Origin of the sequence: Trichococcus palustris, from assembly GCF_900114465.1 — a bacterium.
GTDB classification, from domain to species: domain Bacteria; phylum Bacillota; class Bacilli; order Lactobacillales; family Aerococcaceae; genus Trichococcus; species Trichococcus palustris.
Map to the genome: position 1 here is coordinate 1 of NZ_FOTD01000008.1, position 12,368 is coordinate 12,368.

Sequence of the window (12,368 nt, forward strand, 5' to 3'; positions counted from 1 at the left end):
AAGTGGGAACAACAGAAAAAAATAATTAAAGATTTGCTTTCGGATGAAAAGACTGGCGCGATCTACGGAAAACGGAAGATCGATGTAGAACCAGTGTTCGGATTCTTGAAGGCTAATTTGTGCTTCACTCGATTCTCGGTCAGAGGAAAGGAGAAGGTGCGCAATGACTTGGGATTTGCGCTTATGGCAGTGAACATGAGGAAATACGCTGTTCAGACAGCCCTCCTTGGGAGGGAATCTGCACCTTGGCCCTCGAAAAAAGGTTCCAACCACCAAAATTCGGTGATTGGAACCTTTTTTAATTCATTTCAGCTAGTTATGTCCCAGCCTCTTTATTCATTTAGCAAATACTTCCCTTTTATTGATTTACATCGGAATAGTCGACCGTAAAATATTGCCCTTCCCCCATCAGGATATGCCCCGATTCATAAGGTTTCCCCGCTACCGTGAGGTAGACTTCCTGGACGCCGTAGTATTCCCCGATTGTATTCACGACCCCTTGCAAAATCAAGGATTCTGCTGAACTGCCCGCGTTCATTTCCGAAACGAATTCCTGCGAAAAATCGACATGGACACGTCCGTCATCGCTTAACGCTAGGCTATTGATGGTGACGTTCGGGCCGATGACGTGTCCGCCAGGCGCTGCAGCCACATTCTTAAGGGCTGCAGCTAAGACGTCCCGGGTGATTTGATTTGTCGCATAGGCCAATTCAACACTCGTCGCATCCAATCCCATCACATTAGAATCCGGATAGTATACCCGCAGCATCTGCGTTTCTGGAATATTTTCCGTCCTCGTCTCCAAGCTGGAAGAAACGACCATGCCGTCGCCCAGGTCGGACACCCGCTTCACCAAACCCAAGTCCTTCACATAATAATTCATGGTTTTCGAAGTTTCGTAGGTTGTCGTGACTTCCAGTGCTGCAAACGTGCCCAGAGGTGTTTCGACCTTAGCCGCCGTATTCGTTATTGCAGAAGTAGTACCGTTCGGATTGGTCCAGCTATTCCCGACTGCCAAGGGTTCCTTCAATAAGATGTTCAATTGATTCGCTGCTTCACCTGATGCCGTTTTTCCAAGCATATTTTCACGGAAATAGGTTTCCGGCCGGCTGAACACTTCCTTCAGCTCACCGTCCGCATTCTCCAAAACCGTTACAATCTGCGTGCCGCCATTATTTGAAGTGATCTGCATGCGGTTACCCTCGATGTATTGCGGATAAACCTTAAAGGAAGCATATTCATTGCCGTCCCCTAAATAACTGGAATAGACAGATGCGGTGAACGGATAAAAATCTCCCACCGTAAGGACGGTTTCTTGGTCTGAACTGGAAGCTGAAGCGGAACTGCTATCGGATGAACCCATCGCTGATGAGGAACTGATGCTGGCTGATGAAGCGGACGACTCTGCTGAATCATTTGTCGCTCCCCCCCTACATGAAGCCAACAGGGAAAACAGCAAAGATATCGTGATGATTGAGGTTATCTTTTTCATTTTACTCCCACCTTCTGTCTTTTATGGCCTCATTATATCATAATCATCCTTTTGTTCATATTCCGAGAAAGCGCAAACACCCTTGTGGCTATTGGACAAAAAGAGCTGAGGAAGCCATTCCCGGCTCATAAACGTGTTCCAAAAAGCAGACCCGACTTCACTTCACGAATAACGCTCAGATAGTCTGCGGCTATCCTCCGCTTATTCGCTCCAGTGATTCGGGTCTGAACGCTTTTTGTCTCATTCTCAAATTGTTCTATTTTTTCATTCTGTAGGCCACGGTTTCGTATGCGTGAAGGGTGAAGGAAGCGGATAACGGTCTTTGTTCATAATTCCCGATCCAGCATTCGCTTGTTGCCTCTGTCCATTCTTCCGGGATTGCCAGCGTATGTTCACCAGGATAGAAGTGGTTCAACACGAGCACCTTTTCCTCTTCGTTTTCACGGAAATAAGCGTAAACTTCCGCATCATCCAACAAAACGCCTTCATAGGAACCCTCGGAGATGATCGCATTCTCTTTTCGCAACTGGATCAATTTTTGATAGTAACGAAATATTTTCCCGTCGGCCAATTCCTTTTCGACATTGATGGTCGGATAATTATCGGATACCTTCAACCATGGTTTTCCGGTGGTGAATCCGGCATTCGGGCTGCCGTCCCATTGCATCGGCGTTCGACTGTTGTCGCGGGATTTTTGCTTGGTGATTTCCATCGCCGTTTGATGGGATAGGCCAGCGAGCCTCATTTCCTGATAGGCATTGTGCGTTTCAATATCGACATAGTCGCTGATATCGATAAAATCGGGATTGGTCATGCCGATTTCCTCCCCTTGGTAGACATATGGCGTTCCCCGCAACAGATGGATGGTCTGAGCCAGCATCGTGGCCGTTTCATAAGGGTAATTAGTCGTATCCCCGAAACGGCTGTTGGCTCTAGGCTGATCATGGTTGTTCCAGAACAAGGCATTCCAGCCGTTTCCAATGGACATCCCCGTCTGCCATTCACTCAGGATACGTTTGAGTTCCAGGAAGTCAAATGGGGGATTCGACCATTTCTCACCGTCCTTATAATCGACCTTCAGGTGGTGAAAATTGAATATCATCGACAACTCTTTCCTTTCAGGATTGGAATACAGGATACCGTTCTCGACGGTCGTGGAGGACATTTCACCGACCGTCACGATATTGTCCGCTTTACCGAATGACGCTTCATTCAATTCCCGGATGTACTCATGCACGATCGGGCGGTCCGTATAGATGCTCTTTTCATTGCTGCCCCCGCTGTCCAGCAATAGCTCATCTTTGCCGATGAGGTTCAACACGTCGAAGCGGAATCCCTTTATGCCCTTAGCCAGCCAAAAATTGACCACCTTTTGCAGTTCATCCCTTACCCTCGGATTGCGCCAATTGAGGTCCGCCTGGCTTTCATCAAACAGATGCAGATAGTATTTCCCGGTATCCCCGAAAGGAGCCCACGCCTCCCCGCCGAATTTCGACTCCCAGTCGGTGGGCAGCCCGCCGTCCGCTTTCTGTTCCCGGATGATATAAAAATCCTCGTATTCTTTGTCGCCCAGCAGCGCCTTCTGGAACCACTCGTGCGTTGTCGATGTATGGTTGAATACCATATCAAACATGACTTCTATCTGTTCCTTTTTAAGCGTTCGGATCAATTCCTCAAAATCATCCATCGTCCCGAAAACGGGATCGATGGCGCAGTAATCGGTTATGTCGTAGCCGTTGTCTTTTTGAGGGGAGACAAAAATGGGATTCATCCAGATCATATCGACCCCCAATTCCGCCAGATAAGGGACTTGGCTGATGATGCCCTGCAGGTCGCCGATGCCGTCCCCGTCGGAATCTTTAAATGACTTGGGATAAAGTTGATAAATTACTTTGTTCTGAAAGTGTTCCATCGTTATGGCCTCCTATATGTTTTCCAGAAAAGGGGCAGAAGCTGAAACGCAGCCGTTGTCCCTCTCGTCATTCTTTTTTTATTTTGCGGTTTCGATGACCGGCGTTTCCGTCACTTCATCCGCCTTCGGTGCAAACAGGCCTTTCTTTTCGAATGCAACCGTCAATACGAACGGCACGACGATAGCGATGATCATGCAGATGAAGAACATGAACATGGAATCCGTTTGGATGGATAGGAATCCTGGGATACCGCCGACACCGATCGAATTCGCCATAATATTGGCTGTCGTCGAGACCAAACCGGCAAGACCCGATCCGATCATGGCAGCCACGAACGGGTAGACATATTTGATGTTGATCCCGAACATGGCCGGTTCCGTGACGCCCAAGTAACAAGAAATCATGGCAGGGATGGAAACCTGCTCCTCCCTCTCATCGCCTCTGTGCAGGAAGATGATCGCCAATACGGCCGAACCTTGGGCGATGTTAGACAAAGCGATCATCGGCCAAAGGTTCGGCCCGCCGAAGTCGGCAATCAACTGCAGGTCGATGGCATTGCTCATATGATGCAGCCCGGTGATGACAAGCGGGGAATAGAGCGCCCCAAAGAAGAGGCCGAAGATCCATCTGAAGTTCCCTGTCAAACCGGCATAGACGATATTGGAAACCCATTGGCCGATCTGCCAGCCGATCGGCCCCAAGACGGTGTGGGCGATCAGAACGGTCGGCACCAAAGCGAAGAACGGCACAAAAATCATCGATATCGCTTGCGGAATCCATTTGCGCAGCCAAATTTCAAGGTAGGCCAATGTAAAGCCGGCCAACATCGCCGGAATGACCTGTGCTTGATAGCCGATTTTATCGATTTGGAAGAAACCGAAGTCCCAGAAGGGAATTTCAGAGGCACCTGCGACAGCGTATGCGTTCAATAATTGCGGCGAAACCAGTGTGAGCCCTAAAACGATACCCAGAATTTGGGTGGTGCCCATCTTCTTCGTGACGCTCCAAGTGATCCCCACCGGCAAGAAATGGAAGATGGCTTCCCCGATCAGCCACAAGAAATCATTTACACCTGTCCAGAACTGTGAGTTCGAAACGATTGTGCCGTTCGCAAATTGGATCCCTTCCAACACATTGCGGAAACCCAGTATAAGACCGCCTACCACAATTGCCGGAATCAGCGGGGTGAATATTTCGGCCAATACCGACATCACCCGTTGCACAACATTCTGGTTCTGTTTGGCTGCCGTTTTCGCTTCATCCTTTGAAACGCCCTCTTTGCCGGAAACCTTTGTGAATTCGCTATAGAATTGAGGGACTTCGTTGCCGATGATTACCTGAAATTGCCCTGCTTGCGTAAAGGTTCCTTTTACCGCTGGAATCCCTTCGATTTTCTTGATATCCGCCGCAGCAGGATCCCTCAATACAAAACGCATCCGAGTGGCACAATGGCTGACTGCTAAAATATTATCGGGTCCTCCGATGTACTGCAGCAAATCCTTGGCGTCCTTGCTGAAATCTGCCATATTCTTTTCCCCCCTTCGAAACTTGTATATACATATCACCTTGTAAACTCATTCTAACGCGGACCTACTTCCATCGCAAACGCTTTCCTTGCACGCTTCTATAATTATCTATATAAGTATAGAAAATACCTGCATTTTTCAATCTTTCTCGCTTAGGATACGCAAAAAATAATTAGGGCTGTTGCCTAAGCGAGAACAAAAAAACTGCACGAACCAAAATCCCCTAAAGGATTTTGTCCCGCGCAGCATATCCAGACAGTTGCCTAAGCTTCTTTCACGTGTACAAGCGTTCTGCCTCTCATTTTTCCCGCCATGATTTTTTCAAATGCGCCCGGCAAATTTTCCAGAGCCACCTCTTGATCAATCAATTCTTCCAGCCGTTCAGGTTTCATATCCGTCGCCATCCGCTGCCAAAGTTGCAGTCGTTCCTCGAAAGGCTGATTGACCGAATCGATGCCCAGAAGGTTGATGCCGCGCAAAATGAAGGGCAGAACAGTCGCTTCAAACTTCACCCCGCCGGCATTTCCGCATAAAGCAACCGAACCGCCGTATTGTACTTGAGCCAATAGTTCAGGTACCATCGCACCGCCGACCGGATCGATCACCGCAGCCCACCGTTGTTTCGCCAACGGCCGTTTCTTTTCCAATCCGACCTCATCCGGATGGATCACCGCAGCGGCACCCAAGTCCATCAGATAGGCGGAATATTCCGCCTTTTTCCTTGAGGCCGCCGCAACGGAGTAGCCGAGTTTATGCAGCATCGCAACGGCCATCCCTCCAACCCCACCGGTGGCACCCATCACCAAAACGTTACCAGCTGCCGGCGTCAAACCCTGTTTTTCCAATGCAGCTACCGACTCCGCAGCCGTATAACCGGCAGTCCCGATGATCATCGCTTCTTTCAACGTCAGGCCATCCGGCAAAGGCACCACCCATTCTCCCGGTACGCGCGCGTACTGACTGTAGCCGCCAAAATGACTCACCCCTAAACCATATCCGGTCACGATGACTTCATCTCCAGGACTGAATTTCGCTGAATCCGATTCGACCACAACGCCGCTTAGATCAATCCCCAAAATCAATGGATAGTTGCGGATGACCCCGCTTTTCGCATTCGTCGCCGCCAACCCATCCTTAAAATTCACGCTGGAATAATGCACCTCAATCAAGACATCGCCTGCAGGCAAGTCCTCTTTTTGAATCATTTTGATTGCTGTTTCCACTTCTTCGTTCACTGCGTTCGCCATCAAAGCTTTAAAAGATTCCACGCTGACCCCTCTTTTCGATTCTCTCTGAATCAATTTTAGAACAAAGCAAGCGAATATGCGAACTTATTCAGGATGAGGCTGCTTTTTTGCAAGAAAAAAAGCGTAGGTTGACAATCCTGAAAATGATTGCCAGCCTACCCTCTGTCTGTTAAATAGGAACCGTTCTTACTCGGCTATTTCAACCACCAGATAACGATGTGGTTCTTTGCCTTCTGAATGGGTTGTGATTTGTTTATTTTGGCTTAAACGCGCGTGAATTTGTTTCCTCTCAAACGCAGGAAGCGGTTCTAAGAAAACCGGTTGTTTCGTGCGGATGACGCGATCTGCTGTACGATCGGCAATGCTTTCCAAAACGGAAGCTCTGCGTTCACGGTAGTCTCCCACATTCACGACCACCGAAATACGATGACGGACATAACGTTGGACCATCGCTTGCGCTAAAATTTGTAGGGCATTGACGATTTTTCCGTATTTTCCGATCAACAAACCGGGTTTCTTACTGTCCATATGGAAGATAAGCGACCTATTCTTCTCCTCAACGGTAACGATTGCCGGAGCACCATACACTTCAGAGATGTCTGTTAAATAGGCAATGACGTGGGCGATTGCTTCTTCAAGTCCGCCCTCTTCACCAAACTCATCCTCATAGTCTTCTTCATCATCCTCGGCTGCAATCATCACCACTTCGGCTTTATGTTTTTCGGCAAGGATTTCTTTAGCGGTTTCTGGATAATCCTCTTCCAAATCCTCTTCAATGTGTTCGACTTTTTCCTCGTTTTCGGCTAGCTGGATATCTCCGGCTTCCTCAAAGTCCATTATTTCTTTACGGGTTATTTCCACTACAGCCTCTTTTTGGCCGAAACCGAATAGTCCTTTTTTACCTTCAGAGACGACGACGATATCCGCCTCATGATTTTCGATGCCCAGCATGTCCAACCCTTTACGGATCGCTTTGTCGACGGTTGTGTCTTTTGAAATAACTTTATCCATAATAATATGTCATCCTTTCCTACATCAAAGTCTAACGATTATTTTCTTTTTTTCTTAGGATTTTGCGCTTTTTGCAAAGCTTTTTCGCGCGCTTTTCTTTGCGCTTCCGCTGCTTGGCGTTCTTTGTTTGCCTTGAATGGGTTATTCAACAATAACGTTTGGCCCACCGAGAAGGCGTTGCTTGCCACCCAATACAGGGATAATGCGCTCGGGAAGTTGATACCCATCATCAGGATCATCACGGGCATCGTATAGGTCATCGATTTCATTGCCGGATTTCCATCCGGTTGGGACATCATCGTCAATTTGCTTGTCGCATACGTCAAGATGGCTGCCACTACCGGTAAGATGAAGAATTGGTCACGCTCACCCAGGTTCATCCATAGGAACGATCCGGTCTTCAAAATTTCCGTTCTGCTGATGGATTGATACAATGCCATCAAAACAGGCATTTGTACAACAGCCGGTAAGCATCCCATATAAGGATTCACATCGTTGGCTTGATACAATTTTGAAGTCTTCATTTGCAGCATTTCTTGCGTTTCGCGATCTTTCGATGCGTATTTTGCCTGCAATTCTTTTATTTGGGGCTGGACAGCCGCCATTTTTTTCGTGCTCTTTGTCTGGAAGTGGTTGAGCGGCAATAAAACAACGCGAATGACAAGCGTAAATGCGATAATGCCTAACCCGAAATTATTGAAGAATAATTCAGAAAACCAAATGATGAGACGGGAAAAATTATAAACAACATAGTGGTCCCACGTTCCGGTACTGTTGGAAGTGATGGGTTCCGTTCCACAAGCTGATAACACAATCATAACAGCAAACAAGCTGACTGTAAAAAGTAATCGCTTACGCTTTGACAAAGGTACTCCTCCTCAATAGGAAACATTAATATTCAATTATTTTTTGATCAACAGGTTAGAAAGTTTCAGGACGTGAATCAGACTTTTCTTTACTTCAGCAGTCGACATCTCTGCAGCAGGTTTGCGCGCAATGATGATGAAGTCAACATCCTGTTTCAGCTCCGGCTTCAATTCTGTTAACGCTTGGCGAATTTTACGCTTCACAGCGTTTCGCATCACCGCATTGCCCACTTTTTTGCCTACAGAAAGCCCCACGCGAAAATGCGGTTGTTCCTGTTTATCCAGCACATAGACAATGAACTGGCGGTTCGCTTTGGATACGCCGTTATGAAATACTTTCTGAAACTCTTTTTCTTTCTTAACCCGAAAAGATTTTTTCATGTTCTTCCCTCAAATCTGCCCTGCATACAAAAAAATCTTCCTTAAATGGAGAAAAACAGAAAAATGTCTCTCTCCGTTTTTGAATTCCAAAATGCAGAACTAACAGCCACAACGCTACTTCAAACAAATAAAACCCATCCAAAAAATGGATTTTCCTTCGTTTACGGTACCGTGTTTCCGCTCGGACTTATTTTGTCATAGTCTCCATTCAAGAAAAATATTTCGGTATCTATGGAATACTTTAAAAAAAAAGACCACTGAGACGGTCAGTGATCTATGCAGATAAAACTTTTCTGCCTTTGGCGCGTCTTCTTGCTAAAACTCTACGGCCGTTTTTTGTACTCATACGTTGACGAAAACCATGAACTGATTGACGGTGACGTTTTTTTGGTTGGTATGTTCTTTTCATTTATCGTTACACCTCCTGGAAAACTATCTTTCTAATGGATTATTTTCATCTGTTAAGACAGTCTTAGACATTATAAGAAATCAAATGTGACATGTCAAGTAAAATTGGTTCATTTCATTGAACTCACTGAGATATAATAGCACAAAACTTTAAAAGTTGAAACACTTTTCTTGAAAAAAATCGTTTTTCCTTTAAAAAAGTTTATCCACAGCCCCTAAAAATTATTCACACTGCCCGGTATAAGTTTTTCGCCCCCTCTCGTTAAGCACACCTTATTCATCGTTTATCCACAATTGAACATTCTGTGCATCATTTTGTCCACTTCTCTCGTTCCGTTTGTTGATAACTGTTTCAAAGTCTGTAACAATGCGTTTCTTTCGTTTGATTTATCCACAAAAAGACGTGAATAACTTGCAAGGCGTCCTTTATTATCCACAAGCGTTTCCAGCCTGTTGATAACTTTTTATCCACCGGTTAATTGTTTTATGCACAGAGTAAAACAGTTGTGGAAAACTTTTTGATATAGTGCTAAAATGGTTAGGACTCACTAAAAGGAGGTGTCCCACTTGGATGACATCTATTCATTATGGCGTTATCTGCAAGAAAAATTTCAAGAATCATTATCCAAAGTCAGCTATGATACCTGGATAGACAGCGCGGTCCCAGTCCGCTTGACCGATACGAACATCATTATCGAGGTTCCTTCTTCTTTACATAAAGATTACTGGCAAAATAACTTGGTGACCAAAATCGTCGAAGGGATTTATGAGTTCAGCGGGAAAGAGCTGACTCCAATCTTTATGATCAAGAACGAAGAAATGCCTGATATAGCAAAACCGACCGTCCAACGCAACAGAAACAATCGCTTATTCAAGGATGCCCAGTTAAACAGCAAATACACCTTTGATACCTTTGTTATTGGAAAAGGAAATCAAATGGCGCATGCTGCGGCCCTTGTCGTTGCGGAAGAACCTGGCACAATCTACAATCCGCTCTTCTTCTATGGAGGAGTCGGTTTAGGCAAGACCCATCTGATGCATGCAATCGGTCACCAAATGCTTCAACTGCGCCCGACAGCAAGAGTCAAATATGTCAGCAGTGAAACATTTGCGAACGACTTCATCAATTCGATCCAAAACCGCACCCAGGAACAATTCCGGAATGAATACCGCAGCGTCGATCTGCTGTTGGTCGACGATATCCAGTTTTTTGCGGATAAAGAAGGGACACAGGAAGAGTTTTTCCATACCTTCAACGCCTTGTATGACGAACGGAAACAGATTGTCCTGACGAGCGATCGCCTGCCGAATGAAATTCCGAAGCTGCAGGAACGTCTCGTCTCCCGCTTTGCATGGGGATTATCGGTCGATATCACCCCACCGGATCTGGAGACGCGCATCGCCATTTTACGCAAGAAAGCCAACAGTGAACGTCTGGAAATCCCGGACGATACGCTCAGCTACATTGCCGGCCAGATCGATTCCAACATCCGCGAACTGGAGGGCGCACTTGTCCGGGTGCAGGCCTATTCCGCGATTCAAGGAACCGATATTACAACCAGCTTGGCTGCCGATGCCTTGAAGAGCATCATGCCATCCGAAAAACCGAAAGCATTGTCGATCTATGCCATCCAACAAGCGGTAGGCAAGTACTATCATGTGACGGTGGAGGAATTGAAAGGCAAAAAACGCACAAAGGGCATTGTCGTTCCAAGACAAATCGCGATGTATCTCTCCAGAGAAATGACGGACAACTCTTTGCCGAAAATCGGTGCTGAATTCGGAGGGAAAGATCATACAACGGTCATCCATGCCTACGAGAAAATTTCCCTTTCCCTGAAGAAAGACAGTGATTTGCAGCGTGAGCTGGAGACCATCAAGAACAGTCTCGAAAAGCGCTGATTGATGGCTTGTGGATAATCGAAGAAATAACCCGGGTTTTATCAACAAGATATCCACAGGTGGAAAACTATTGTCTCTGTCGGCTTCTTTCACTTATCCACAGAATGAACAGGCCCTACTACTATTACTATTATTATTTACTTCATATCAATAACTATCGGAGGTCCCTTATTATGAAATTTTCAATTAATCGTCAAGTATTGATAAAGCACTTATCTGATGTACAAAGAGCTATTTCAAGCCGAACGACGATTCCTATTTTGACAGGGGTAAAAATTACTGCAGACGAAAATGGGATAACCTTAAGCGGGAGCGATTCAGATATATCCATCGAAACGCTGATCCCTGTTTCTGAAGAAAGCAACCAATTAGAAATCCATACAAAAGGCGGAATTGTTTTACCAGCCCGTTTCTTCAATGAAATCGTCAAAAAACTGGCGGATGAAAAAATTACGATCGAGGTAAAGGAGCAGTTCCAGACCAATATCACTTCTGCCAATGCCTCCTTCACAATCAATGGGATTGACGTCAATAACTACCCTAATTTCCCTGTGATTGATTCAAACGAAGTGATCACTCTGCCAACCATGTTATTTAAACAAGTGATCCAACATACCGTTATTGCGACGTCGACACAAGAAAGCCGCCCTATCCTGACCGGTGTGAATATGACCATAAACAATGGGAAATTGACGGCTGTCGCTACCGATAGCCACCGTTTAAGTCAACGCATCATATCCATTGCAGCACCTGAGTCCCAAATGGATAAAAGCTATAACGTGATCATTCCAGGCAAGAGTTTGGTTGAATTATCCCGTATCGTTGAAAATCAAGATTCCATCGAAATGATGATCACGGAGAATCAAGTGCTCTTCAAAGCCGAAAATGTTTATTTCTATTCGCGTTTGTTGGAAGGATACTATCCTGATACAAATCGTTTGATTCCAACTGTCGCTACGACAAAGATCGTATTGAATGCCTATGATCTGCTGCAAGCGACGGACCGCGCTTCTTTGCTTTCACACGAAGGCAAAAATAACGTCGTCAAATTATCGATCAATGCTGAAAAAGTGGAATTGTCCGGCAATTCTCCAGAAGTAGGAAATGTTGAAGAAGAATTATCTTATGAATCTGCGAGCGGCGATCCTTTGGTCATCTCCTTTAATCCGGATTACATGAAAGACGCTTTGCGCACCTTCGGTCAACAGGACGTGCAGATCAATTTCACGTCTGCTGTCCGCCCTTTCATCGTTGTACCGGCTGACCGTGAAGATGAGAACGACAATTCCTTCATCCAATTGATTACACCTGTAAGAACATACTGAGAATTTTAATAGGCAGGGAAGCGGCTGACAGTCGCTTCCCTGCCTATTTTTTTCGCCGCTGAAATGTAAAGGGATGAGTCATTATCTGAAAAGGCTCTTTTTTCACATAAGAAGAAAGTTTGACCGCCCGCTTTATCACATCGGTCAGAAAATAACTTTCAGAAATGAATATTTCATTTTAAAAGCCTATGACCGCTTTAGAGCCTGTCTAGTGTATTTCTATTGTTTTATGGAAAAATCCAGTAAAAGGCATTTTTTTTAGGGAAATTTGAAATTCAGCAATAAAAAGAGTATAAT

11 protein-coding genes are annotated in these 12,368 nt (G+C 45.7%); 3 read left to right on the forward strand and 8 right to left on the reverse strand.

The genetic code is table 11. From position 1 onward, the window contains the following. A partial coding sequence (locus tag BM101_RS14365) for a transposase (RefSeq protein ID WP_256212151.1) occupies nt 1–390 on the forward strand: 390 nt, incomplete at its 5' end. Here BM101_RS14365 and BM101_RS06835 read toward each other — a convergent pair. The 8 genes from BM101_RS06835 to rpmH all read right to left on the reverse strand — a co-directional run bounded on the left by BM101_RS06835 (nt 359) and on the right by rpmH (nt 8,845). Continuing rightward, the gene (locus tag BM101_RS06835; protein ID WP_087034011.1) at nt 359–1,492 is read right to left on the reverse strand and encodes a GerMN domain-containing protein; all 1,134 of its coding nucleotides are present in this window, start codon (nt 1,490–1,492) and stop codon (nt 359–361) included. The genes BM101_RS14365 and BM101_RS06835 overlap by 32 nt on opposite strands. 256 nt (nt 1,493–1,748) lie before the next feature. Beyond that, complete coding sequence (gene treC, locus BM101_RS06840) at nt 1,749–3,404, reverse strand: alpha,alpha-phosphotrehalase (RefSeq protein ID WP_087034012.1); 1,656 nt, start codon at nt 3,402–3,404, stop codon at nt 1,749–1,751. A 78-nt stretch (nt 3,405–3,482) separates the two neighbouring features. Continuing rightward, a complete protein-coding gene (gene treP, locus BM101_RS06845; RefSeq protein ID WP_087034013.1) occupies nt 3,483–4,931 on the reverse strand; it encodes a PTS system trehalose-specific EIIBC component in 1,449 nt (482 codons plus the stop codon). A 263-nt stretch (nt 4,932–5,194) separates the two neighbouring features. Continuing rightward, nucleotides 5,195–6,199: an oxidoreductase gene (locus BM101_RS06850; protein WP_425445260.1), complete on the reverse strand. Its 1,005-nt coding sequence runs from the start codon at nt 6,197–6,199 to the stop codon at nt 5,195–5,197. A 165-nt stretch (nt 6,200–6,364) separates the two neighbouring features. After that, on the reverse strand, nt 6,365–7,189 hold the full coding sequence (gene jag / locus BM101_RS06855; protein WP_087034014.1) for an RNA-binding cell elongation regulator Jag/EloR: 825 nt from the start codon (nt 7,187–7,189) through the stop codon (nt 6,365–6,367). Between the two features lie 38 nt (nt 7,190–7,227). Further along, a complete protein-coding gene (yidC, locus tag BM101_RS06860; RefSeq protein WP_087034015.1) occupies nt 7,228–8,055 on the reverse strand; it encodes a membrane protein insertase YidC in 828 nt (275 codons plus the stop codon). Between the two features lie 36 nt (nt 8,056–8,091). Next, complete coding sequence (gene rnpA / locus BM101_RS06865) at nt 8,092–8,436, reverse strand: ribonuclease P protein component (protein WP_087034016.1); 345 nt, start codon at nt 8,434–8,436, stop codon at nt 8,092–8,094. A gap of 274 nt (nt 8,437–8,710) precedes the next feature. Then, nucleotides 8,711–8,845: a 50S ribosomal protein L34 gene (rpmH, locus tag BM101_RS06870; protein WP_087034017.1), complete on the reverse strand. Its 135-nt coding sequence runs from the start codon at nt 8,843–8,845 to the stop codon at nt 8,711–8,713. A gap of 566 nt (nt 8,846–9,411) precedes the next feature. Here rpmH and dnaA point away from each other — a divergent pair. Together dnaA and dnaN are read left to right on the forward strand one after the other, a co-directional pair. Beyond that, entirely contained in the window at nt 9,412–10,746 is a 1,335-nt protein-coding gene (dnaA, locus tag BM101_RS06875; RefSeq protein ID WP_087034018.1) for a chromosomal replication initiator protein DnaA, read from the forward strand. Between the two features lie 173 nt (nt 10,747–10,919). Then, the gene (gene dnaN / locus BM101_RS06880) at nt 10,920–12,071 is read left to right on the forward strand and encodes a DNA polymerase III subunit beta (RefSeq protein ID WP_087034019.1); all 1,152 of its coding nucleotides are present in this window, start codon (nt 10,920–10,922) and stop codon (nt 12,069–12,071) included. The last annotated feature ends 297 nt before the right edge of the window (nt 12,072–12,368 follow it).

Bases quoted from the DNA above. Each gene is read 5' to 3' on its own strand.
- rpmH (WP_087034017.1), bottom strand. From the start codon at position 8,845: ATGAAAAGAACATACCAACCAAAAAAACGTCACCGTCAATCAGTTCAT.
- treC (WP_087034012.1), bottom strand. From the start codon at position 3,404: ATGGAACACTTTCAGAACAAAGTAATTTATCAACTTTATCCCAAGTCA.
- rnpA (WP_087034016.1), bottom strand. From the start codon at position 8,436: ATGAAAAAATCTTTTCGGGTTAAGAAAGAAAAAGAGTTTCAGAAAGTA.
- dnaN (WP_087034019.1), top strand. From the start codon at position 10,920: ATGAAATTTTCAATTAATCGTCAAGTATTGATAAAGCACTTATCTGAT.
- BM101_RS06835 (WP_087034011.1), bottom strand. From the start codon at position 1,492: ATGAAAAAGATAACCTCAATCATCACGATATCTTTGCTGTTTTCCCTG.
- treP (WP_087034013.1), bottom strand. From the start codon at position 4,931: ATGGCAGATTTCAGCAAGGACGCCAAGGATTTGCTGCAGTACATCGGA.
- jag (WP_087034014.1), bottom strand. From the start codon at position 7,189: ATGGATAAAGTTATTTCAAAAGACACAACCGTCGACAAAGCGATCCGT.